Origin of the sequence: Limnohabitans sp. G3-2, assembly GCF_002778275.1 — a bacterium.
Taxonomy (GTDB): domain Bacteria; phylum Pseudomonadota; class Gammaproteobacteria; order Burkholderiales; family Burkholderiaceae_C; genus Limnohabitans_A.
Window position 1 is genome coordinate 224,044 of sequence record NZ_NESG01000002.1, and the last position, 22,253, is coordinate 246,296.

General features: G+C 62.7%; 18 protein-coding genes. 7 read left to right on the top strand and 11 right to left on the bottom strand.

Annotated features, from left to right (window positions below):
* Positions 1 to 119 precede the first annotated feature (119 nt).
* Positions 120 to 1,124 carry an XdhC family protein gene (locus tag B9Z31_RS03225; RefSeq protein ID WP_100118121.1) on the bottom strand — a complete coding sequence of 335 codons (1,005 nt, stop codon included), beginning with the start codon at positions 1,122 to 1,124 and terminating at the stop codon, positions 120 to 122.
* 14 nt (positions 1,125 to 1,138) lie between these two features.
* Positions 1,139 to 1,819, bottom strand: a complete 681-nt coding sequence (locus tag B9Z31_RS03230; RefSeq protein ID WP_233200677.1) for an NTP transferase domain-containing protein — start codon at positions 1,817 to 1,819, stop codon at positions 1,139 to 1,141.
* A 156-nt stretch (positions 1,820 to 1,975) separates the two neighbouring features.
* On the opposite strand from B9Z31_RS03230, the gene B9Z31_RS03235 reads away from it, so the two are divergent.
* Together B9Z31_RS03235 and B9Z31_RS03240 are read left to right on the top strand one after the other, a co-directional pair.
* Positions 1,976 to 3,457, top strand: a complete 1,482-nt coding sequence (locus B9Z31_RS03235) for a M20 family metallopeptidase (protein WP_100118123.1) — start codon at positions 1,976 to 1,978, stop codon at positions 3,455 to 3,457.
* Positions 3,457 to 4,323 carry an alpha/beta hydrolase gene (locus tag B9Z31_RS03240; protein WP_100118124.1) on the top strand — a complete coding sequence of 289 codons (867 nt, stop codon included), beginning with the start codon at positions 3,457 to 3,459 and terminating at the stop codon, positions 4,321 to 4,323. The genes B9Z31_RS03235 and B9Z31_RS03240 overlap by 1 nt, the downstream gene beginning before the upstream one ends.
* Here B9Z31_RS03240 and B9Z31_RS03245 read toward each other — a convergent pair.
* The 3 genes from B9Z31_RS03245 to B9Z31_RS03255 form a co-directional block, all read right to left on the bottom strand.
* Positions 4,289 to 5,467, bottom strand: coding sequence for an MFS transporter (locus B9Z31_RS03245; RefSeq protein WP_100118125.1), 1,179 nt, complete (start codon positions 5,465 to 5,467; stop codon positions 4,289 to 4,291). The genes B9Z31_RS03240 and B9Z31_RS03245 overlap by 35 nt on opposite strands.
* Before the next feature lie 187 nt (positions 5,468 to 5,654).
* Positions 5,655 to 6,356, bottom strand: a complete 702-nt coding sequence (locus B9Z31_RS03250) for a 16S rRNA (uracil(1498)-N(3))-methyltransferase (RefSeq protein ID WP_100118126.1) — start codon at positions 6,354 to 6,356, stop codon at positions 5,655 to 5,657.
* A gap of 7 nt (positions 6,357 to 6,363) precedes the next feature.
* Positions 6,364 to 7,497, bottom strand: a complete 1,134-nt coding sequence (locus B9Z31_RS03255) for an aminoglycoside phosphotransferase family protein (protein WP_100118127.1) — start codon at positions 7,495 to 7,497, stop codon at positions 6,364 to 6,366.
* Between the two features lie 107 nt (positions 7,498 to 7,604).
* Here B9Z31_RS03255 and B9Z31_RS03260 point away from each other — a divergent pair, with 107 nt between their 5' ends.
* From B9Z31_RS03260 to rsmA, 3 genes are read left to right on the top strand one after another with little or no spacing between them, the layout of a single operon-like run.
* Positions 7,605 to 10,019, top strand: coding sequence for an LPS-assembly protein LptD (locus B9Z31_RS03260; RefSeq protein ID WP_233200679.1), 2,415 nt, complete (start codon positions 7,605 to 7,607; stop codon positions 10,017 to 10,019).
* Positions 10,012 to 11,367: a peptidylprolyl isomerase gene (locus tag B9Z31_RS03265; RefSeq protein ID WP_100118128.1), complete on the top strand. Its 1,356-nt coding sequence runs from the start codon at positions 10,012 to 10,014 to the stop codon at positions 11,365 to 11,367. Before B9Z31_RS03260 ends, B9Z31_RS03265 begins: the two co-directional genes overlap by 8 nt.
* Positions 11,364 to 12,149, top strand: coding sequence for a 16S rRNA (adenine(1518)-N(6)/adenine(1519)-N(6))-dimethyltransferase RsmA (gene rsmA, locus B9Z31_RS03270; RefSeq protein ID WP_100118129.1), 786 nt, complete (start codon positions 11,364 to 11,366; stop codon positions 12,147 to 12,149). The genes B9Z31_RS03265 and rsmA overlap by 4 nt, the downstream gene beginning before the upstream one ends.
* A 280-nt stretch (positions 12,150 to 12,429) precedes the next feature.
* On the opposite strand, the gene B9Z31_RS03275 is transcribed toward rsmA, so the two are convergent.
* The 6 genes from B9Z31_RS03275 to B9Z31_RS03300 form a co-directional block, all read right to left on the bottom strand.
* Complete coding sequence (locus B9Z31_RS03275; RefSeq protein ID WP_100118130.1) at positions 12,430 to 12,855, bottom strand: barstar family protein; 426 nt, start codon at positions 12,853 to 12,855, stop codon at positions 12,430 to 12,432.
* A gap of 28 nt (positions 12,856 to 12,883) precedes the next feature.
* A complete protein-coding gene (locus B9Z31_RS03280) occupies positions 12,884 to 13,297 on the bottom strand; it encodes a ribonuclease domain-containing protein (RefSeq protein ID WP_100118131.1) in 414 nt (137 codons plus the stop codon).
* Positions 13,298 to 13,451: 154 nt separating this feature from the next.
* Entirely contained in the window at positions 13,452 to 15,755 is a 2,304-nt protein-coding gene (locus B9Z31_RS03285) for an NADP-dependent malic enzyme (RefSeq protein ID WP_100118132.1), read from the bottom strand.
* Between the two features lie 199 nt (positions 15,756 to 15,954).
* The gene (locus tag B9Z31_RS03290; RefSeq protein WP_100118133.1) at positions 15,955 to 16,560 is read right to left on the bottom strand and encodes an MOSC domain-containing protein; all 606 of its coding nucleotides are present in this window, start codon (positions 16,558 to 16,560) and stop codon (positions 15,955 to 15,957) included.
* Positions 16,561 to 16,567: 7 nt separating this feature from the next.
* Complete coding sequence (locus tag B9Z31_RS03295; protein WP_100118342.1) at positions 16,568 to 17,956, bottom strand: aminopeptidase P N-terminal domain-containing protein; 1,389 nt, start codon at positions 17,954 to 17,956, stop codon at positions 16,568 to 16,570.
* Between the two features lie 104 nt (positions 17,957 to 18,060).
* The gene (locus B9Z31_RS03300) at positions 18,061 to 18,774 is read right to left on the bottom strand and encodes a nucleotidyltransferase family protein (RefSeq protein ID WP_100118134.1); all 714 of its coding nucleotides are present in this window, start codon (positions 18,772 to 18,774) and stop codon (positions 18,061 to 18,063) included.
* Positions 18,775 to 18,927: 153 nt separating this feature from the next.
* On the opposite strand from B9Z31_RS03300, the gene B9Z31_RS03305 reads away from it, so the two are divergent.
* Both B9Z31_RS03305 and tkt read left to right on the top strand, forming a co-directional pair.
* On the top strand, positions 18,928 to 20,022 hold the full coding sequence (locus B9Z31_RS03305; RefSeq protein ID WP_100118135.1) for an aromatic ring-hydroxylating dioxygenase subunit alpha: 1,095 nt from the start codon (positions 18,928 to 18,930) through the stop codon (positions 20,020 to 20,022).
* A 108-nt stretch (positions 20,023 to 20,130) separates the two neighbouring features.
* Positions 20,131 to 22,182: a transketolase gene (tkt, locus tag B9Z31_RS03310; RefSeq protein ID WP_100118136.1), complete on the top strand. Its 2,052-nt coding sequence runs from the start codon at positions 20,131 to 20,133 to the stop codon at positions 22,180 to 22,182.
* Positions 22,183 to 22,253 lie beyond the last annotated feature (71 nt).

Sequence of the window (22,253 nt, forward strand, 5' to 3'; positions counted from 1 at the left end):
CAAACGGTTGGCAACGGCGAAGGGCTCATGTCACCGTGCTTCAAATCTCAAACGAAGAACATAAAGTGACCCAGCCCGAGGGGCTGTCGCACAAGGCTCAACTTCGGGGAAACCCCGAATCAAACCGACACAGCACACACGGTTTTGGAGCCTTCCCAGCTGCTGAGCGCCTGACTCAAGTCCACGCCCCGGCGCATGGCGGTCATCTCGGCCACGATGCTCATGGCGATTTCTGGGGGCGTGAGTGCGCCCAGATTCAGGCCCACCGGGCCGCGCAGCTGAGCGGCTTCACGCTCAGACACGTCAAAGTCAAGCAGGCGTTTGCGGCGTTGTGCATTGTTGTGGCGCGAGCCCAAGGCACCCACATAAAAAGCAGGGGTGCGCAGTGCCTCCATCAAGGCCATATCGTCCAACTTGGGGTCGTGCGTCACCGCCACCACCGCGCTGTTGTGGTCCAAGCCCATGGCCAGCACCAGGTCGTCAGGCATCTGCGTCGACAAGTTCACGCCCGCCATGGCCTCCCAGCCCTCGTGGTACTCAGCACGCGGCTCGCACACCGTGACCTGGTAGTCCAGCATCACGGCCATGGCGGCCAAATAACGCGACAACTGGCCACCGCCAATGATGAGCAAGCGCAAGCGGGGGCCGTGCACCGTGGTCAAGCTTTGACCATCAAATTGCAGCTTGTCGCCTTCGGTGGCTGCCCCCATGCGCACCATGCCAGTCGCCATGCACATGCGGCGCTCCACGCGTTGGTGTTGCTCGATCAGCACCAGCAACTCGCGCAGCTGCGACTGGGCCGAGAGCGGCTCCAGCACCACCTGCACCGTGCCGCCGCAGGGCAAACCAAAGCGGCGCACCTCTTCTGCGGTCTGGCCATAGGTGGTGGTGTCGGGCAGGCGCAGGGCCAACTCGCCAGCGGCCACGCGGCGGATCAGGTCGTCTTCGATACACCCCCCCGAGACCGACCCCGCCACTTGGCCGTCGTCCCGGATGACCATGAGCGAGCCCGGTGGGCGGGGGGCCGAACCCCAGGTGCGCACCACCGTGCCCATGACCACGCGGTGGCCCCGGCTTTGCCAGTCCAGTGCGGTGCGGATCACGTCGATGTCGATGCTGTTCATGGGGGTCTCTTTTTTCAGGGGTCCAAATCGTGTGGCCAGATCAAGCTTTGCCCTGTCAACTGGGCCACAGCCTGGCGGTCTGCTTCATTGTCAACATCCAAGCGGTAATGACCATCGGGTGTTTCCCAGTGGTACACGCCTTCGGGGTGGGCCCGCTGCCATTGGCGGGCACCCATGTGCGCCTCGCCCGCGAGAATGTGCGCCATCACCAAGCCAGAAAACACCACCGGGTTGCCGGGCAAGCCTTGTACGCTCGGCTGCAGCATCTGCGTGCCGCGCGGGCGTTGGGCAAATGCGGCCAGCAAGGCTTGCACCGCATGCACATCGATCAAGGGTTGGTCGGCCAGAGCCACCACCACCGCATCCAGCCCCGCCGGCAAGGCCTTCAAGCCGATGCGCAAGGAGCTGACATGGCCGTCATCGGGCTGAGGGTTGCGCACCGGATGGGCCGACCAGCGGGCCAACACCCCTTCTTGCAAGATGCGCTCTGCGTGGTGCCCCAGCACCACCTGGATGGGCCTCACGCCCGCCAGGGACAGGGCCTGCAATTGGCGCTCCAGCAGGCTCAGCCCGTTCAGCTGCAGCAGGCATTTGGGGCGGTGGCCCATGCGGCTGCCCGCGCCCGCGGCCAGCACCAAGCCGCCCATGCGCAGTGCTGAACCGGGTGTGGGCTGAACATTCGGCGTCGCGCTCAATCGGGCACTCTCTGAAAGTGAGGGATGGGCCATTGTGCCGAGGTCCTGCGCGCGGGCTGCCGCCTTGGCGTCACCTCTGTGAATGCCCGCCGTGGCCGGCCCATCTCAAACGCGCTAAAGTGTTTTTCTTTTGAGCCGCCCCCGAGGAGCCCCCACATGAACGCCCCCCTGCACCGCGAAATGCCCGGCCAGCTGCTTGACAGCGTACGTGCCCTGAACGACGTCACCCAGGCTTGGGACAACACCATCGTGCCCGAGCTGAAAAATTACATCGAGATCCCGGCCAAGTCGCCCGCATTTGACGCCGACTGGGCCGCGCACGGCCACATCGAGTCGGTGCTGCGCCGCGCCGCCCAATGGGTCGAGGCGCAAAAGGTGGAAGGCCTCACGCTCGAGATCATCCAGCTGCCCGGTCGCACACCGGTCATGTTCTTTGAAGTGGCCGCTACCCGCGCGGCCAGCGAGGGTTCGGGCCAAACGGTGCTGATGTATGGGCACTTGGACAAACAACCCGAGTTCAACGGTTGGCGCAATGACCTCGGCCCCTGGACCCCGGTGTATGAAGACGGCAAGCTCTATGGCCGGGGCGGTGCAGACGACGGTTATGCGGTCTACGCCAGCATCGCGGCGGTGCAGGCGCTCAAGAATCAAAAGACGCCCCACCCGCGCATCGTCGGCCTGATCGAGACCTGCGAAGAGTCCGGCTCGTATGACCTGCTGCCTTATGTGGACGCGCTGCGCACCCGCATGGGCGATGTAGGCCTGGTGATTTGCCTGGACAGCGGCGCGGGCAACTACGACCAGCTGTGGCTCACCACCAGCCTGCGCGGCATGGCCAGCGGCACGCTCAAGGTGCAGGTGCTGACCGAGGGCATCCACTCGGGCGACGCCTCGGGCCTGGTGCCGTCGAGCTTTCGCATCATGCGCCAGGTGCTCGACCGCCTCGAAGACAGTGCCACAGGGCGTTTGCTGCCCGCGAGCTTCCATTGCGAAGTGCCGGCCGAGCGTTTGGCGCAAGCGCAGGCCACCGCCGCCATCTTGGGTGACGAGGTGTACAAGCGCTTTCCTTGGGCGCACTACGACTGCGGCGGTTCCACCAGCTTTGCCTTGCCCACCACCACCGACCCGACCCAAGCCTTGCTCAACCGCACCTGGACACCCACGCTGAGCGTGACCGGGGCAGACGGATTTCCGGCGCTGAAAGACGCGGGAAATGTGCTCAGGCCCTACACCGCCTTCAAACTGAGCCTGCGCCTGCCGCCGCTGGTGGACGCCGCGCAAGCCGTGGCCGAGATGAAAGCCCTGCTCGAAGACAACGCGCCTTACCAAGCCCAAGTCACCTTCGAAAGCGGGGGCGGCGCCACAGGCTGGAACGCGCCCGACACCTTGCCCTGGTTCGAGCAAGCCCTCAACGCCTCCAGCCAAGCGCACTTTGGTGCAGGCGTGGGCTACATCGGCCAAGGCGGCACCATTCCGCTCATGAACATGCTCAGTGCCGGTTTCCCCAAAGCACAAATGATGGTCTGCGGCGTGCTTGGGCCCAAGAGCAACGCGCACGGCCCCAACGAGTTTTTGCATGTGCCCTACGCCAAGAAGCTGACGGCGGCGGTGGCCGAAGTCATGGCGCGGATGCCTTGATGAACGTCATCGCGCGCCCCTCCTTGCCACGCCCCCAAGTTTCAGGCTTGCAGGGGGAGGCGGGGCCGCTGGCCGTGTACGACTGGCTCATGCCGGCCAGCAAACCCTTGGGCACGGTGATTGTGGTGCACGGCTTGGGCGAACACGCCGGGCGCTATGGCGAGGTGGCCGCGCATTTGCACCAGTGGGGTTTTGCGGTGCGGGCCTACGACCAGCAAGGCCACGGCCAGTCGGGCGGTCCGCGCGGTGACCTGCTGCAGCCCGGCAGTTTGCAGGCCGATTTGTGCCGGGTGATCGACGACACGCGGCAGCGCCCAGGCCTACAGGGCACACCGCTCACCCTGCTGGGGCACAGCATGGGAGGCTTGGTGGTGGCCCGCACGCTGGCCGAGCAGCTGCGGCCGGTGGATGCAGCGGTGCTGTCTTCTCCGGCATTGGGTGCATTCCCCAACTTGTTTCAAAAAATGCTGTTGGCCACCGTGCCCCGCGTGCTGCCCCACCTGCGGGTGGACAACGGCCTGAAAGCTGACTTCGTGTCGCGCGACCCCGACGTGGTGAAGGCCTACAAAGCCGATGCACTGGTGCATCGGCGCATTTCAGCAGGCTTGGCCGCGTGGATTTTGGACAACGGCGAGAAGACCTTGCACGATGCGGCCAAGTGGGAGGTACCCACTTTGCTGCTCTACGCCGGCCAGGACAAGCTGGTGAATGCGCAGGCGACCTCCGACTTTGTGAATGCCGCGCCGCAGGCGGTGGTGCAGGCCCAATGTTTTGAAGCCATGTACCACGAGATCTTCAACGACCTCTACCGCGCTCAGGTGTTCACCGCGCTCAAGCGCTGGCTGCTGGCACGCTTTTCTGTTTGACCACCATCCACACCAGCGCCACCCCGGTCAAGGCCACGGGGAAAATCGAACCGATGTTGAGCCAGGTCCAGCCTTGCGTGGTCACCAAAGCGCCTGATGCGAACGAGGTCACCGCCATGGTGGCGAACACAAAGAAGTTGATCGCCGCCTGACCCCGGTCTTTTTCAGCGGGCGTCCAGGCCTTCATGGCCAGCGTGGTGCTGCCGGTGAACAAGAAGTTCCAGCCCAAGCCCAGCAGGAACAATGACACCAGGAACTGGTGCAATTCCACGCCCGACAAGGCGATGGCGATGCAGGCGAAGTTGATGATCACGCCCACCGCCATGATCTGCAATGTGCCGAACTTTTTGATCAAGTGGCCTGTGAAAAAGCCCGGCGCAAACATGCCGATCACGTGCCACTCCAGCACCAGCGCCGCATCGTCAAAACTGAAGCCACACACCTGCATGGCCAATGGGGTGGCGGCCATGAGCAGGTTCATCACGCCATAACTCAAAGCCGCAGCGGCCGCTGCCACGATGAACACAGGCTGGCGCATGATCTCGGACAGTGGCCGGCCCACGCTGTCGCCGGGCTTTTTGGCGGGCACCGCTGGAAAGCGGATGAAGTTCATGCACACCATGGCCAAAATCGCCACCACGCCGAGCGCCATGTAGGCGCCCAAAAACGGCACCTCGTACAAAGTGCGGGTGCGCGAGGCCAAGTTGGGGCCCACGATGGCGCCGATCAAACCACCCGCCAGCACCAGCGAAACCGCTTTCTCCTTGAAACCGTCCGCCGCCAACTCGGCGGCGGCAAAACGGTACAACTGGCCGTTGGCGCTGTAGTAGCCCGCAATGACCGTGGCCGCGACCAACAACCAGAAGTTGTGGCTCCAGGCGGCATAGGCGGCCAGCAGCGCCGAAAACAAGGCCACGCCCAAACCCAGCTGAAACGACACCTTGCGCCCCCAGCGCGACTGGCTCTTGGCCACCAAGCCGGTGGACAGCGCACCCCCCACCACATAACCCATGACGGGCAAAGTCGCCATCCAGCCCAAAGGGGCCATGGACAAACCCACCAAGCCGTTGATGGCGATGAAGGTGACGTTGTTGGTGAAGAAAAGGCCCTGGCAGAGCGTGAGGAGGATCAGGTTAGCGTTCATGCAGGGCAGTGTATCGCCAGTCACTTATGAATCTCTGTCGCTTGGGCGCACTGGCCGCGACCCAGCTTGGTGGCCCACCACCCGTCGCCCCGCGGGCGGGGCGCCTAAAAAAAGCCGCATTCCCCTGTGGCAGCGACGCCCTCGTCGCGATGGCGCCTCGCAGACCAGCCCCCATCGCCCGCAGGCTTCAGGCACAGATGGCCAACACCGCCAAGGGCGCCGTTTCAGCCCGCAGAACGCGCGGGCCCAATGTGACGGGCGCAAACCCGGCGGCCAAGGCCATGGCTTCTTCGCTGGGGCTGAGGCCGCCTTCGGGACCGCTGAGCACCGTGACAGGGGCATGGCCCGTCATGGCAGACAGGGCTTGCGTGCCTTCTGACAAAGACAAGACCCAGCGCTCCCCGGCGTCGGCCCGCGTCAACCACTCTTTGAGCGTGACCGCCGCATGCACCGTGGGCACACGGTTGCGACCGCACTGCTCGGCGGCAGCCACCGCCACGCCTTGCCAATGCGCCAATTTTTTCTCGGCGCGTTCGCCTTTGAGCTTGAGCACACTGCGCTCGGCCACCAAGGGGGTGATGCTGGCCACGCCCAGCTCGGTGGCTTTTTCAACCAACCAGTCCATGCGCTCGTTGGCGGTGATGCCGGCCAACAGGTGCACTGGGCGGGCAGCCTCGCGTTCGAGCGGGCGGTATTCGCCGACTTCCACGTCCACATCACTGCGGCCCATGCGGGTGACGGTGGCGTCAAACTCGCCGCCTTCGCCGTTGAACAAAGTGATCACATCGCCCGGCTGCAGACGCAGCACCTGCACATGGCGGGCTGCGCCAGCAGGCAGGCTGAGCGACAGACCTGTCTGAAGAGGGGAAGGACAATGAAAGCGGGGCATGGCCGGCTTACATGCGGCCGTAGGCAAAACCGACCTGTGGGGTCGTGCCTTCGATCTCGTCGATCACCTTGAGCAGCGGGCCCAGCTCGCGGTAACGGTCACACGCTTTGCGGATGTAGTGGATGAAGCGCGGCGCATCGGCCAAATACTTGGGCTTGCCGTCGCGCAAGGTCAGGCGTGCAAAGATACCGGCCACTTTCAAGTGGCGCTGCAAGCCCATCCACTCGACGGCGCGGTAGAAGGCGCCAAAGTCGCTGTGCCAATCTTCAAAATCCATCAAACCCACCTTGCGGGCTTTTTCCCAATAGCGGATGGTGATGTCGAGGACAAAGTCTTCATCCCAGGTCAAAAACGCATCGCGCATCAAGCTGGCCACATCGTAGGTGACCGGGCCGTGAACCGCGTCCTGGAAATCCAGCACGCCCAGCTGTGGATTCGCCCCCAAGGGCATCATCAAATTGCGCGGCATGAAGTCACGGTGAACGTACACGCTGGGGGCGGCCAGATTGCGCTGCACGATCAGGGCGAAGGCCTTGTCCAACACCTCGCGCTGCGCACCTTGCAGCTGCACGCTGCGGTGCTGGGCCAAATACCAGTCTGGGAACAGGCTCAGTTCGCGGTTCAGCAAAGCGGCGTCATAGGGCGGCAGCACCCCTGGACGCGACGCCAGTTGCCACTGCACCAGCGTGTCCACCGCTTGCATGTACAGACCATGGTTGGCCTGAGGGCGCTCGGGGTCAATGGCCGACATCATGGTGGCGTCGCCCAGATCGCTCAGCAACATGAAGCCGTGGGCCTCGTGCCAATCGAGCACCTTGGGGGCATTCAGGCCCGCGTCTTTCATCAAGGCGGCAATGCGGACGAAGGGCGCCGAGTTCTCTTTGTCGGGTGGCGCGTCCATGACGATGCGGCTTTCGCCCTGCATCGTGTCGACCCGCAGGTAGCGGCGAAAGCTGGCATCGGCCGAGGCAATCCGCAAGGTTTCAGGCAACAGTCCGTGGGCCTTGGCCAGGCTGACCATCCAAGCCGTGAACAAGCCTTGTCTTATGGGGTCAGCCCAAGGCACAGCGGCAAGAGGTCCCGACGAAGGTCCAGACAAAGAAGTCGACGGGGAAATGGGGGGGGAGGAAGGGTGGCTCATGGATAATCCCATTCTACAAAGCCTGTTGTGGCCGCCTTGGGCGGGGGACAGGCTGACTCTTTTGTAACTTACCCTGTTTTGTGGCCTCTCATCACGCATTGCTCTGTTTGTCGATCCACCGTTGCACGGTGCATGGCCACGCCCTCCGGGTGATGGCTTGGCTGTTGGCTTGGAGCATCGGTGCATCTTCGGCCCAGCCCACGTCATTGCCCCTGCGCGCCAGCCCGATGCTGGAGGAAGCGGTCTCAGAGCGCCAGCGCTCCGAAGGGGCCTTGTTTGTCAAGGGCGCGCAAATCACCGCACGTCCCGACATGGATCTGGTGGTGCAGGGCGAAACCAGCATCCGACGACCCGGCTTGGCTTTGAGCGCCGATCGCTTGGACTACGACCAAACACAAGACGTGGTGGACGCCAAAGGCCAAGTGCGCATCAGCACCCCCAACAGTGTTTTTTCAGGTCCACAGCTGAAACTCCAAGTGGACAGCTTCCAAGGGCGCTTTGACAGCCCGCAATTCGAGCTGTATGCCAGTGGGGGATACGGTCAAGCCAGCGAAGTGGAGTTTGTGGACAACCAGCGGGCCATCGTTCGCCAAGCCAAGTACACCACTTGCCGCAGAACCCCTGGCCCCGATTGGTTGCCCGAGTGGCTGCTCAAGGCCACGCAGCTGACCATTGACGAAGAAGAGTCGAGCATCCTCGCGCAGGGCGTTCAGTTGCGCTTTCAGGATGTGCCCATCTTTGCCGCGCCCACCATCAGCTTGCCCTTGACCAACGAGCGCAAGTCGGGGTTTTTGCCGCCTTTGCTGAGTGTGGACACGGTCAATGGCCTGGAGCTGGCACAGCCCTATTACTTTGACATCGCCCCCAACCGGGATGCGACGGTGACCACACACGTCATGAGCCAGCGCGGCGTGGCCGCCGACACCGAGTTCCGCTACAAAGAGCGCGACTACAGCGGCCAGCTGCGCCTGAACTTGATGCCCTCTGACAAGTTGCGCAATGAGCGTCGCTGGGGTTTGTCCAGTCAGCACAGCGGCGACTTGGACACAGGCTTGGACAGCGTCGGGCGCATCGGTCTTGGCCTGACCCTGAACCGCGTCAGCGACAACAACTACTGGCGCGATTTCCCGCGCTCGGGTTCGGTGTTGACGCAACGCATCCTGCCCTCCACAGGTGTGCTGACTTGGGGGCGAGATGACTTCAGCATGAGCGCCCAAGTGCAGCGCTGGCAAAACTTGCAAGACGCGGCCCCGCCTTATGACCGAGCCCCACAAATCACCATGCGCTATGGCCAGTGGAATGCCGATGGACTCGATTGGTCGGTGGTGGGCGACACCACCCGCTTCGAAGCCGATTACTCGCGCGTGGCCAGTTTGGTCAACGCCGGGACGCTGCCGCGCAATGGCGAGCGCAGTTTTGTGCAAGCCCAAGTCAGCCGGCCCTGGATTCGCCCTTGGGGGTTCATGACCCCCAAACTGCAACTGCACGCCACGCGTTACCAGATGGACCGGGCACTCGACAACGGCGCCACGTCGGTGAACCGGGTCTTGCCCACTTTCAGCCTAGACTCCGGACTGGTGTTTGAACGCGAAACCCGCTGGTTCGGGCGCGACGTGCTGCAAACCCTGGAGCCTCGGGCCTTTTACGCCCGCACGCCTTACAAAGACCAAAGCATGCTGCCCCTTTATGACAGCGGTGCCACCGACTTCAACCTGTCGACCATCTACAGCGAAAACACCTATGTGGGCCATGACCGACTGGCCGACAACGACGCTTTGACCCTCGGTGTGAGCAGCCGCTTTTTTGACGCCAACAACGGTGCAGAGATGCTTCGGGTCGGTGTGGCACAGCGCATCCGCTTTTCAGACCAGCTGGTCGGACTTCAAAACAACCCGCCCGCAGCCAAGGCCGGTTTGAGCGACATTTTGTTCGGCGCAGGCACCCGCTGGGACGACCGCTGGTCGCTCGATGCCACCGTGCAGGCCAACAACCAAACCCATGACATCGCCCGGACCACCTTGCAGGGACGCTACAGCCACAGCGCTTACCGCGTGATCAATGCGGCTTACCGCGCCAACAACCAAGCGACGCCCAAGTCTGAGTTTGTAGAAGTGGGCTGGCAATGGCCCTTGAGTGACCTGGTGGGCGCCACAGACCGGAAAACTGAAAACGCTTGGTCGCGCACACCCGGCCAAGGCCTGGGGCCAGACCGCTGGTACTCGGTCGGTCGGCTCAACTACAGCCTGAGAGAGCGCAGCCTCGTGGACACCCTGGTCGGCCTGGAATACGATGCAGGCTGCTGGCTGGGCCGGATTGCTTTTGAACGGCTCCAAACCAACTTTTCCAACCTCGCCGTCAACAACACCGCCAGCGCCACCAGTCGCATCCTTTTTCAACTGGAGTTCATTGGCTTCGCACGCGTCGGCGTGAGCCCCTTGAAGAGCCTCAGTGACAACATTCCACGCTACCAATACCTGCGCGACAGCACGGTTCAACCCAGCCGGTTCCAGCACTATGAATAAATCGTTTTTTCCTGTTCGCTCGATTCTTTGGACAACACTGTGCGCCAGCATGGGCTTGCTCTGTGTGAACGTGGCCATGGCGCAAGCCAGCGCCAGCACCGCGGCGGTCACGCCTATTCGCCAAGCCGATTTCATTGTGGCGGTGGTGAATTCAGAGCCCATCACCAACCGCGAGGTGCAGGTGATGCGCCAACGCTTGGCCAATGATGCCGCTGCCCGCGGTGACAACACACCCGAAGCCTCCGAACTGACCCGTGCCGCGGTCGAGCAGCTCATCAATGAAAAAGCGCAACTTCAGCAGGCCAAAGAAGCAGGGATCAAGATTGAAACCGAAGCGATCGATCAGGCCGAATTGAACGTGGCCAGCAGCAACCAGTTGTCCCGCGAAGACATGCACAAGCGCTTGGCCCAAGAGGGCATGTCGGTCGGTACTTTTCGCGAGCAGTTGCGCACCCAACTGCTCCTCGCCCGCTTGCGTGAACGCGAGGTCGAAGGCCGTGTCCGCGTGAGTGACCTGGACGTAGAACAGTTTTTGAGCGAGCAGATCAAGGCCCAAGCCGCCCAGGTGCCCGCCCAATTGAATTTGGGCATGGTGCTCATTGCGGTGCCCGACAACAGCACCGCGTCCGCCCTCCAAGCCTTGGGTGAACGCGCTGCCGATGTGGCCCGTCGCGCTCAAGCTGGCGAGAACTTCGCCGAACTGGCCAAGGCCTTTTCTCAAACCCCCGACCGGGGTGCCAACGGCGGCGAGATGGGCTTGCGCCCTGCCGACCGCTACCCGGAACTGTTCACAGAGGCCACACGCCTTCTCAAGGCGGGCGAAGTGTCGGCCCCCGTGCGCTCTGCCGCTGGTTTTCACATCCTCAAAGTGCTGGAGCGTCGCCAAGTCACCACCTTGCTGGTGAACCAAACCCGTGCCCGCCACATTTTGTTGCGCCCATCGGCACAACTGTCACAAGCCCAGGCCGTGGCCAAGTTGAGCGAAATCCGCCAAGCCCTGGTGTCCGGAAAGTCCGATTTTGCGGCGCTGGCCCGAGCGATGTCACAAGACGGCAGCGCCGAGCAAGGTGGCGACCTGGGATGGGCCAACCCCGGCATGTTTGTGCCCGAGTTTGAACAAGTCATGAACCGCCTGCGCCCCGGCCAAATCGCTGAACCCTTGGTCTCCCGCTTCGGTGTGCACCTGATCGAAGTGACCGATCGCCGCAATGCCCCCATGAGCGATCAAGAACAACGCACATTGGCCCGCAGCGCCCTGCGCGAGAAAAAGCTCGACGAAGCCTACGCCGCCTGGGTGGAAGACATCCGCGGGCGTGCTTACGTGGAGATGCGCGAGCCCCCTCAATGAAACACATCGCCCGCAAACGGTTCGGTCAACATTTCTTGACCGACGGCGGCATCATCGATGCCATCGTGGACGCCATCAACCCCGAAGCAGGACAGCCCATGGTCGAAATCGGCCCGGGTCTGGCCGCCTTGACCCAGCCCTTGGTCGAGCGTTTGGGCCACCTGACGGTGATCGAGTTGGACCGCGATTTGGCCGTGCGCCTGCGCGAACACCCCCACCTGTCGGTGGTGGAGTCGGATGTGCTGAAGGTGGACTTCAGCGCCTTGGCCCAGGCCATGTTGGCCAGCCAGCCCGCTTCGGCCCCTGCTGCGCGCAAAATCCGTGTCGTCGGCAACCTGCCCTACAACATCTCCACCCCCATCTTGTTCCACTTGCTGGCGCATGTTGATCGGATCGAAGACCAGCATTTCATGCTGCAAAAAGAAGTCATCGACCGCATGGTGGCCCAGCCGGCCACCTCCGATTACAGCCGCCTGTCCGTGATGCTGCAATGGCGTTACGACATGGCCAATGTGCTGTTCGTGCCACCCGAGAGTTTTGACCCGCCGCCGCGCGTAGACAGCGCGGTGGTGCGCATGGTGCCCTTGGCCCAGCCCCCAGATGTCCACGTCAAAACGCTGGAAACCCTGGTGCAGGTGGCCTTCAGCCAACGCCGTAAGATTTTGCGCAACACCTTGGGCAAATGGCTGGATGAAAAAGGCTTTGCCGGCACGTTTGACCTGCAGCGCCGCGCCGAAGAAGTGCCTGTCGCCGAATTCGTGGCTTTGGCACAGGCCGTTTAAACGGCAAGGCACTCCCGGCTCCAAGGCCGCGCCAACGAAAAAGCCCGTCAAAGACGGGCTTTTTCATGGCTGCCGCATGCGCGGGCTGGCAGAGATCAGGCTGCGGCGAGCCAGTACCCTGCGTTGAATGGGCTGCTCATGCGCAGCGCCAAAGGCGAGACGTCCACCAATTTGTCGGTGGGCATTTTTTCGCCTTCTTCGATCGATTCGGCCATCACGGCGTCCTCGCTTGTTTGTGCCTCAATCGCCCGTCCTGCTTGGCTGTTTTGCGCAGAACGGGCTACAGAAAAGAATAGAAGCATCGGAAGGGTATCTTCCTGTCTCCCCAGTAATCGGCGGTGTCACGGAAGATGTCCAGCAATTGCTCGCGGGCTTCCTTGTCAAATTTAACGTGCGCGGGAATTTGCTCCAGCACCACGATGAAGCCAGGCTGTGGGCCGGACTTGTGCAAAGGGTCGGTCATGCAGTCGTACAAGGCATCAAAGTTCTTGCCAAAGTGCGAAGGCAGCGTGAATTGCGCACCAATGAGGTCCAGCACATCTTGTTTGCTCTGGGCTTCGGCCAGGTTGGCGTACAAAAAGTGGTGGCCCAGCCCTTGGGCGGCTTCTTGCAAATCGCTCACGCGGTAGGCGCGAATCGACTGCACGATGTTGGACCGCACGCCCTTCAGGGGCGCCTCTTGGTCGTGACGAATCGGCATGTCCATCTTCGTGGTCTTTCTCTAAAATCAACAATCAAGGCTTGACGACAATCGTGCGAAAACTCGCGTAATGGTCGCTCGTGTAGTAACAGGCTTCCGGCTTTCGAGGGGCTTGGCCACCACAAACGATGCGCCGCGCTCCGCGATGCTTGAGACCCGGCGTTCTGACGGTGTATTCACGGTAAAACCCCCGCATCGCTCGGGGCAGCAGTCGCTCACGGTTGCCAAAAACTGTCCCGTCCTTTTCGTAAGGAAAAGGACCTCCTTGATGGATGAGTCGGTACGTTTCTTGGCCTTCCCGCGGCAAGTCTGACACCCACACCGTGGGTGAGTCTTGTGCGTCGGCGGCTGGACGGGCTTGCACGGCAAGCGTGCAAATTGATAAGAACAACCCCAAAAACACCGTTATCCAGCGCTGAGGGGCGGCCATGGGTCGTGCCACCTTCATGAAAACACCTTTCAGAAGCCTCCGGGTTAACCCGAAAACTCGAAGGCGCTAGTGTGAGGCAATCGCGCTCAAAAAGCAAGCGATTGCCCAATAAACAAGCAGGACTTGTCAGGACACTCGCGATTTAAGTGAGCGCCCGCTCTGGCTTTAAGCCTTACCGCGCCGCATTGGCATCGGCCACGGTGAGTGCCGTCATGTTCACGATCCGGCGCACCGTGGTGCTGGGCGTCAAGATGTGCACGGGTTTGGCTGCACCCAGCAAAACCGGCCCCACAGCGATGTTGCCACCGGCCGCGGTCTTGAGCAGGTTGTAGGCAATGTTGGCCGCATCAATATTTGGCAAAACCAGCAAATTCGCGTCGCCGATCAGGCTGGAGTTGGGCATGAGGGCCTGGCGCGCGGCCGTGTCCAAGGCCACATCGCCGTGCATTTCGCCATCCACTTCCAGCCAAGGCGCGTTGTGACGCAGCAGGGCCAACACATCGCGCATTTTGATGGCGCTGGGTTCGTTGGACGAGCCAAAGTTGGAGTGCGACAACAGCGCCGCTTTGGGCTGAATACCGAAACGGCGCATTTCTTCGGCGGCCATGACGGTGAACTCGGCCAATTGCGCGGCTGTGGGGTCGTAATTGACGTGGGTGTCCACCATGAAAACTTGGCGACCGGGGAGCATCAGGCCGTTCATGCACGCAAAGGTGTTGACGCCGACTCGCTTGCCCACCACCTGGTCGATGTAGTTCAAGTGCATGGGGTTGGAGCCCCAAGTGCCACAAATCATGCCATCCACATCGCCTTTGTGCAGCAACATGGCGCCAATGAGCGACAAACGGCGACGCATCTCGATCTTGGCGATCTGCTCGGTGACGCCTTTGCGCTCGGTCAGGCGGTGGTAGGTTTGCCAGAAATCGCGGTAACGGTGGTCATCTTCCACGTTCACGATGTCGTAATCCAGCTCTTCTCTCAGACGCAGGCCGAATTTTTCGATGCGCTCGGCGATGACGGCTGGGCGGCCAATCAAGGTCGGGCGGGCAATGCCTTCGTCCACCACGATTTGGGACGCGCGCAACACGCGTTCTTCTTCGCCTTCGCTGTAGGCGATGCGCTTTTTCAAGGCGCGTTTGGCCGCCGTGAAGATCGGCTTCATCATGGTGCCCGAGGCGTACACAAAGCCTTGCAGGCGCTCACGGTAAGCGTCCAAGTCGGTGATGGGGCGCGAAGCCACGCCGCTTTGCGCTGCGGCCTGGGCCACAGCGGGCGCGATTTTCATCATCAGGCGCGGGTCAAACGGCTTGGGAATCAGGTATTCGGGGCCAAAAGCCAGAGGCTCCCCGACATAGGCGGCCGCCACCACTTCGCTTTGCTCGGCCTGGGCCAACTCCGCGATCGCGTGAACGGCTGCGATCTCCATCTCCAGCGTGATGGTGGTCGCGCCGCAATCCAAAGCGCCCCGGAAGATGTAGGGGAAGCACAGGACGTTGTTGACCTGGTTGGGGTAATCGGTGCGGCCCGTGGCCATGATGGCGTCATCGCGCACCGCTTTGACGTCTTCGGGGTTGATTTCGGGGTTGGGGTTGGCCAGTGCAAAGATCAGGGGCTTGGGGCCCATGGACTGCACCATGTCTTGCTTGAGGACGCCCCCGGCCGACAAGCCCAGAAACACATCGGCGCCGGCAATCACTTCGCGCAGGGTCCGGTGCTCGGTTTTTTGCACAAACTGGATCTTGTCTTCGTCCATCAACTCGGTGCGGCCTTCGTAGACCACACCCGCCAGGTCGGTGACCCAGATGTTTTCACGCGGGATGCCCAGCTTGACCAGCAGCCCCAAGCAAGCCAGGGCCGCGGCACCCGCGCCCGATGTCACCAGCTTGATTTTCTTAGGGTCTTTGCCCACGATTTTCAGACCGTTCAAGATGGCCGCGCCCACCACGATGGCGGTGCCATGCTGGTCGTCGTGGAAGACCGGGATCTTCATCCGCTCGCGCAGCTTGCGCTCGATGTAGAAGCAATCCGGGGCCTTGATGTCTTCGAGGTTGATGCCGCCAAAGGTGGGTTCGAGCGAGGCAATGATCTCGACCAGTTTGTCCGGGTCTTTTTCGTTGATTTCGATGTCGAACACGTCGATGCCCGAAAACTTCTTGAACAGCACGCCCTTGCCTTCCATGACCGGCTTGCTGGCCAGCGGGCCGATGTCGCCCAGGCCCAGCACCGCCGTGCCATTGGTGACCACACCCACCAGGTTGCCCCGGCTGGTGTACTTGAAAGCGTTGGCCGGGTCTTTGACGATTTCTTCGCAAGGCGCAGCCACGCCGGGCGAATAAGCCAGCGCCAAGTCGTGCTGGTTGACCAGCTGTTTGGTGGGGGCGATGGCGATTTTGCCGGGCGTAGGGAACTGGTGGTATTCCAGTGCGGCTTTGCGCAACTGGGCGCGTTTTTCTTCGGCTTTAACCTTGTCGGTCATTGTTTTGGCTCCGTTGTAGGGATGTGCTGTCAGGATTGCCGGGGTTCAGCAAACAAGGGCGAAAGGCAATCATTTGTCTACGCTCAGGGCGACAGTCGGTCAATATTTTCATTGTAGACCCCGGATTCAAGTCCAGTAGCCCGGGTCATACCCTTCTCAAGTGAGTTGGCTTTTGACTTTTGGACACAAATCTGGCCATTCAGCGCAAATGCTTCCAGGCTTTGTGCTGCAAGGCCTCGGTCACACGGGTTGAACGCGCCCCTGGCAGAACGTGGCATCGGGCCCCGGCTTGCAAAAAGCCGGTTTTTTCGACCGCCAAATAAAAACCGCAGCGCCCGCTTTGCACCATGTCTTTGGCGGCCAAGGCGTAAGCCATGACGGCATTGAACTTGCCGCAGGGCTCGCGCGCTTGGGTCACACGCAAGACGACGTCACCAAAATCGAGGCGGTCACCAATGAACAGGTCTTGCTCAAGCAGGCCTTGCAAGCTCAGGTTTTCGCCCAAATAACCCGGCGCCAAGGGCTCATCAAACATCGTCGCGCCATGCAGCTGGCGCTGTGCTTGCCACCAAGGCAGGTGCTCCGAAGGCAAGGCATACACCGCTTTGCTCAGACCCCCGTGGACCGACAAGTCGGCTTGCTCGTCACCCGCGAGGCCCAAAACGCCGACCTCGATGGGGCCAGCAACCGCCGTTTTGCCAATGGCCGACACCGCCTTGCGCCCGCCCACCATGAGGGGGCGAACTTGACCGGTCTGGATGGAGATCAGCTGACCCGAGAGAGCGGGCTGCGCATGGAACGGCATGGGCCCTTCAGCCCCGCATCAAAGCTTCGATCTCGTCGGCCTTGACCGGCACACCGCGCGTGATCAGCTCGCAACCCGTGGCGGTCACGATGGCGTCGTCTTCGATGCGGATGCCGATGTTGTGGAATTTTTCGGGCACGCCGGGAGCCGGGCGCACATACAAGCCCGGCTCGATCGTCAAGACCATGCCCGGTTGCAGGATGCGGCTCGGGCGGTCCTTGATGAGTTCGCCGCTCAGCGGGTCTTGGCGCTCACTGACCTGGCCCACCTGCGAGGGCTCCACATAGCTGCCGCAGTCGTGCACGTCCATGCCCAACCAGTGGCCGGTGCGGTGCATGTAGAACTGGAAATAGCTGCGGTTGGCGATCACGTCTTGCGCGTGGCCCACCTTGTTTTTGTCGAGCAACCCGACGTCGAGCAAGCCCTGCGCCAGCACGGCCACCGTGGCCTCGTGCGGATCGACAAAGCGGGCGCCTGCCTTGGTGGCCGCCACCGCAGCGTCTTGCGAAGCCAGCACCAGGTCGTACAAAGCGCGTTGTGGCCCGGTGAATGTGCCGTTGGCTGGAAAGGTGCGGGTGATGTCGCTGGCGTACCCGTCCAGCTCGCAACCCGCGTCGATCAGCACCAGGTCGCCGTTTTGGATCAAAGCCGTGTCGGCGCGGTAGTGCAGCACGCAGGCATTGGCGCCGCCGGCCACGATGGAGCCGTAAGCCGGGTACTGAGAACCGTTTTGGCGGAACTCGTGCAGCAGCTCGGCGTCCAGGTGGTATTCACGCACCTCTTGGCCCGCACGCAGCATGGCGGCGCTGCGCTGCATGGCACGGATGTGGGCACGGGCACTGATGGCGCTGGCGCGGCGCATGGTGTCCTGCTCGTGCGGGTCTTTCACCAGGCGCATCTCGTCGAGCAGGCTGCACAGGTCGCGCTGCTGCTCGGGGCACAAAGCGCCATAGCGCACACGGGCCCGCACCGACTGCAGCCAGCCGTTCACCGAACTCTCCAGCCCCGTGTGGATGGCAAAGGGGTACCAAACGGTGCTGCGGTTTTCCAGCAGTTGGGGCATCCGCGTGGCCATCTCAGCGATGGGCAAGGCCCGGCTCACGCCCAATGCGGCGGGCGCGGCCTCTGGCCCCAAACGAATGCCGTCCCAGATTTCGCGCTCCAGGTCTTTGGCTTGGCAAAACAAGGTGCACTCGCCCTCGGCGGTGATCACCAAACTGGCATGCGGCTCGGTGAACCCGGTCAGGTAATAGAAGTAACTGTCGTGCCGGTACAGGTAATCGCTGTCGCGGTTGCGCGGCCGCTCGGGCGCGGTGGGGATGATGGCGATACCGCCTGCGCCCAATTGGGCAGCGAGGCGAGCACGGCGTTGGGCATAGAGGGGGTTCGAGGTCATTTGAACATTGTAGGAGGCCGCCACTGCGGCCGAGTGCGTGTGGGGCGCGAGACCCATTCGCGAGCAGGGGCTCGCTCCTACGAAAAACGGCATCTTGGAAGAAGTTAGCCTTGGTTGAGCTGCGCCAGTCGCTCGGGGGTGCCCACATCGGTCCAGTTGCCCGCATACACCTCGCCCGTCACCTGCCCCCGGTCGATGGCCGCGCGCAACAAGGGGGCCAGCGCCAGCGCGGTGCCCTGGGGGTTGCCCGCAGGCACACCGCCGTCGGCAAAAAAGGCTTTTTTGTAAAGCGCGATGGTGCTGAAGGTGTGGTCGCGACCTGTGGCCCCTTTGGGCAGGTTCAGCACCCGGCCTTCGGCCGACAAGCCAAAGTCGCCGCCCAGGTTGTGCGCCGGGTTGGGCACCAGCCACAGGTGGGCCAAGGCGGGGCTGGCGACAAAACGCTGAAATGCCTGGGCCGTGAACACGAAATCGGGTGCGAACACATCGCCAGCCACCACCCAAAACACCTCGGCCAGGCGGGGCAGGGCGCGCACAATGCCGCCTGCGGTTTCCAGCGCATGGCCAAAGTCCTGGCCTTCGTTCGAATAAGCGATGTGCACTTCGGGCAAGCCGGGCCAGGTGGGGCGGTCGCCAAAGTGCGCGGGAATTTGCTCGCCCAACCAAGCGGTGTTGACCAATTGATGGCTAAAACCGCCCCGCGCCAAGGCCTGCATGGGCCACTGCATGAGGGGCTGACCGCGCACGGTGAGCAGGGGTTTGGGGGTGGTGTCGGTCAGGGGGCGCATGCGCTCGCCGCGTCCGGCAGCGAGAACCATGGCTTGGGCCTGAGCCGTCAGGAGCGTGGACGGGGTCGGAGCGTTTGAAATCGACATGGCGGGATGTTGCCATGCTTTCAGGCGCTCACGAGACAGCGCCAACCCAAGCGACCGGTCTACACTGTTACCTGCACTTCTACCCGACAGAGTCCCATGACACGCCCCCTGCCCGCCGTCATTGCCGCCGCACAAAACGCCGCCCATCGCATGGCCGACCGGCACACGCCTTTTGTCATGAACGACTGGTACGTGGCCGCCTTTGCCGACGACATCAAGGAACAACTGTTGGCCCGCACCCTGCTGGGGCGCCGACTGGTCTTTTACAGAACCCGCGCGGGGCAGGTGGTGGCGCTGGAAGACCGCTGCCCGCACCGCTCGATGCCGCTGTCGGCAGGCACATTGACCCAGGACACCATCGTGTGCGGCTACCACGGCCTGCGCTTCAACGCCGAAGGCGACTGCATCGAAGTGCCCTCGCAAGCCAACTGCCCGAAAAACGTGGGCATCCGGTCCTACCGCACCCACGAACGCGGGGCCGTGGTCTGGATTTGGATGGGCGAGGCAGAGCTTGCCGACCTGTCCAAACTGCCGCCACAGGACTGGATGGAAAGCGCCGAGTGGGAGCGCTCACAAGGCTATTTGAGCCTGCAAGGCAGTTATGTGCGCCTGCACGAAAACCTGCTGGACCTGACACACCTGAGTTTTTTGCACGCCAAAAGCTTTGGCACGCCCGATTACGCCAAAGCGGCCTTTGAAAGCGTCATCGGCGATGGCCAATTCGCCTTGCTGCGCAACGTGGTGCCCACCACCTTGCCCCCGGTGTGGGCCATTCCCACAGGCTTGACCGGACAGGGCCAGGCTGCGCGCATCGTGCGCTCCGAATTTCGCAGCCTGGGGTTGCACGAGGTGTCGGTGACTTTCTACGATTGCCACCTGCCCGAAAACGATCGTCCGCAGTTCCGCATCCGCACCGCCCACATGCCCACCCCAGAGACGGCCACCAGCACCCACTACTTCATCGTGCACGGGCGCGATTTCGCTTTGGACGACCCCGAGACCACACGGTTCATGCACGCGCAATTGTTTGTGGCTTTTCAAGAAGATGTGGACGGCTTGGCGCTGCAAGAGCAGGCCTTGGCCAGCACCCCTGCCGAAGATTTGTACGAATTTTCAGTGGCGGCCGATGCCCCGGCGGTGGCCATGCGCCGTTATGTGCTGGCTCGGCAGCGCCAGGAAGCACCGGACTGAAGCGGGCTTTGTTCTTCGCCATCCCGGCGCCATCCCAGTGGCTCAGGCCCCAGCGGACAACCGCTAAAATCACGGGTTTTCCCGACCTCATCACCGGAGTTGCCCCCCATGGCCAATACACACCACATGGCGAACGCCATCCGCGCCCTCGCAATGGACGCCGTTCAACAAGCCAACTCCGGTCACCCCGGCGCCCCCATGGGCATGGCCGACATGGCCGTGGCGCTGTGGGGCGATCACCTGCAACACAACCCCGGCAACCCCCACTGGGCCAACCGCGACCGTTTTGTGCTGTCCAACGGTCACGGCTCCATGCTGATTTATTCGGTGCTGCACCTGACGGGCTACAAGCTGCCCATTGAGGAGCTGAAGAATTTCCGCACCCTGCACAGCAAAACCGCAGGCCACCCCGAAGTGGGCGTGACCCCCGGCGTGGAAACCACCACCGGCCCCTTGGGGCAAGGCATCACCAACGCCGTGGGCATGGCCCTGGCCGAAAAAATGCTGGCCGCCGAGTTCAACCAATCGGGCCACACCATCGTCAACCACCACACCTATGTGTTCCTGGGTGACGGCTGCCTGATGGAGGGCATCAGCCACGAAGCCGTGGCCCTGGCCGGCGCCTGGAAGCTGAACAAGCTGATCGCCCTGTACGACGACAACGGCATCTCGATCGACGGCAAAGTCGCCCCCTGGTTCATCGACAACACGCCCCAGCGCTTTGCCGCCTGCGGCTGGAATGTGATCGACGCCGTGGACGGCCACGACGCTGCGGCCGTGTCCAAGGCCATCGCTGCCGCCAAGCACAGCGCCGACAAGCCCACCCTGATCGTCTGCAAAACCGCCATCGGCAAGGGCTCGCCCAACCGTGCGGGCACCTCCAAGGCCCACGGCGAGCCTCTGGGCGCTGAAGAAATCAAGCTGACCCGCGAAGCCCTGGGCTGGACGGCCGAGCCCTTCAAGATCCCCAAAGACGTCTATGCCGACTGGGACGCGAAAGTCGCTGGCAAAGCCCGCGAAGCCGCCTGGAACACCGCCTTTGCCGCTTACAAAGCCGCATTCCCCGCACAAGCCAAAGAATTCGTGCGCCGCATGAAGGGCGAGTTGCCCAAAAACTTCAACCAAGTGGCGTTTGACGCCGTGGTCGCCGCCCACACCAAGGGCGAGACCGTGGCCAGCCGCAAGGCCAGCCAGCTGGCGCTGGAAGCCTTCACCGCGGCCCTGCCCGAAATGCTGGGCGGCTCGGCCGACTTGACCGGCTCCAACCTGACCAACACCAAGAGCACCCCCGCCTTCCGCGTGGACCTGGCCGGCGACGTGGTCAAGACCGAAGACGGCTCGGCTACCGAAGGGGCCTCCCGCATCGGCCGCCACATCAACTACGGCGTGCGCGAATTCGGCATGGCCGCCATCATGAACGGCGTGGCCCTGCATGGGGGCTACATCCCCTATGGCGGCACCTTCCTGACCTTCTCGGACTACTCACGCAACGCCATCCGCATGGCGGCGCTCATGAAGCAGCGCGTGATCCACGTCTTCACCCACGACTCCATTGGCTTGGGCGAAGACGGCCCAACCCACCAGTCCATCGAGCACGCCGCGAGCCTGCGCCTGATCCCCGGTCTCGATGTGTGGCGCCCCGCCGACACGGCCGAAACCACCGTGGCCTGGGCCGTGGCCCTGCAAAACGCGAACCGTCCTTCGGCCCTGCTGCTCAGCCGCCAGAACCTGGCCTACGCCCCCAAGGCGGACCTGGGCGACATCAGCCGCGGCGCCTATGTGCTGGCCGAGCCCAGCGAAGTGGGCATCCAAAAGACCCACGGCGTGATCATCGCCACCGGCTCCGAAGTGCAACTGGCCTTGGCCGCCCAAAAGCTGCTGGCCGAGCGCAAGATCGGTGTGCGCGTGGTCTCCATGCCCAGCACCAATGTGTTTGACCGCCAGAGCGTCGAGTACAAACAAAGCGTGCTGCCCCAAGGCCTGCCCCGCGTGGCGGTCGAGATGGGCTCCACCGACGGCTGGTGGAAATACGGCTGCGCTGCCGTGGTCGGCATCGACACCTATGGCGAGTCGGCCCCAGCCCCTGTGCTCTTCAAACACTTCGGCTTCACCGCCGAAAACGTGGCCGACACGGTCCACGCCGCACTGCTCAAGGCCTGATCCTTGGCCACGCCGCCCCTCACGGGGTGTGGCGTGCCAGAACGGCCACTGACGGGCCGGACCCCTTCCTC

Coding starts and splice junctions, on each gene's coding strand:
- B9Z31_RS03245 (WP_100118125.1), bottom strand. CDS start 5,467: ATGAACGCTAACCTGATCCTCCTCACGCTCTGCCAGGGCCTTTTCTTC.
- B9Z31_RS03285 (WP_100118132.1), bottom strand. CDS start 15,755: ATGACCGACAAGGTTAAAGCCGAAGAAAAACGCGCCCAGTTGCGCAAA.
- B9Z31_RS03275 (WP_100118130.1), bottom strand. CDS start 12,855: ATGGACATGCCGATTCGTCACGACCAAGAGGCGCCCCTGAAGGGCGTG.
- B9Z31_RS03305 (WP_100118135.1), top strand. CDS start 18,928: ATGACACGCCCCCTGCCCGCCGTCATTGCCGCCGCACAAAACGCCGCC.
- B9Z31_RS03225 (WP_100118121.1), bottom strand. CDS start 1,124: ATGAACAGCATCGACATCGACGTGATCCGCACCGCACTGGACTGGCAA.
- B9Z31_RS03290 (WP_100118133.1), bottom strand. CDS start 16,560: ATGCCGTTCCATGCGCAGCCCGCTCTCTCGGGTCAGCTGATCTCCATC.
- B9Z31_RS03265 (WP_100118128.1), top strand. CDS start 10,012: ATGAATAAATCGTTTTTTCCTGTTCGCTCGATTCTTTGGACAACACTG.
- B9Z31_RS03255 (WP_100118127.1), bottom strand. CDS start 7,497: ATGAGCCACCCTTCCTCCCCCCCCATTTCCCCGTCGACTTCTTTGTCT.
- tkt (WP_100118136.1), top strand. CDS start 20,131: ATGGCCAATACACACCACATGGCGAACGCCATCCGCGCCCTCGCAATG.
- B9Z31_RS03235 (WP_100118123.1), top strand. CDS start 1,976: ATGAACGCCCCCCTGCACCGCGAAATGCCCGGCCAGCTGCTTGACAGC.
- B9Z31_RS03250 (WP_100118126.1), bottom strand. CDS start 6,356: ATGCCCCGCTTTCATTGTCCTTCCCCTCTTCAGACAGGTCTGTCGCTC.
- rsmA (WP_100118129.1), top strand. CDS start 11,364: ATGAAACACATCGCCCGCAAACGGTTCGGTCAACATTTCTTGACCGAC.
- B9Z31_RS03295 (WP_100118342.1), bottom strand. CDS start 17,956: ATGACCTCGAACCCCCTCTATGCCCAACGCCGTGCTCGCCTCGCTGCC.
- B9Z31_RS03300 (WP_100118134.1), bottom strand. CDS start 18,774: ATGGTTCTCGCTGCCGGACGCGGCGAGCGCATGCGCCCCCTGACCGAC.
- B9Z31_RS03240 (WP_100118124.1), top strand. CDS start 3,457: ATGAACGTCATCGCGCGCCCCTCCTTGCCACGCCCCCAAGTTTCAGGC.
- B9Z31_RS03280 (WP_100118131.1), bottom strand. CDS start 13,297: ATGAAGGTGGCACGACCCATGGCCGCCCCTCAGCGCTGGATAACGGTG.